Below are 246 nucleotides of genomic sequence, written 5' to 3'. Positions count from 1 at the left end.
GGCTAAAGGCTCGCTTCCTTCTTCCTCATAGACATAAAGGCTGGTCTGGCTATGTTTGTGCTCCTGCAACAGCCTCAATCCATCCCAGGTAAATCGCGTCACGCCCAATCGATAGCCATCGTTGTCATGCTCGGTTTTTTCGACGCGACGGCCCAACGGGTCGTACGTCATTCTGACTACACTGCCGTTTGCATTGTGCACTTCGACCAGTCGGCTTTCAGCGTCGTAGGCAAAACGCTGTAAGCC

At 53.3% G+C, this 246-nt stretch carries 1 protein-coding gene; it reads right to left on the bottom strand.

Annotation, left to right across the window (positions count from 1 at the left end):
* Positions 1–246: RHS repeat domain-containing protein (locus tag AAEZ05_RS29715; RefSeq protein WP_350650223.1), on the bottom strand; the 246-nt coding region annotated here is incomplete at both ends.

The sequence above is a fragment of the Pseudomonas sp. HY13-MNA-CIBAN-0226 genome (assembly GCF_040310305.1).
Lineage (GTDB): Bacteria > Pseudomonadota > Gammaproteobacteria > Pseudomonadales > Pseudomonadaceae > Aquipseudomonas > Aquipseudomonas gregormendelii.
This window is presented reverse-complemented; position numbering and strand designations above follow the sequence as displayed.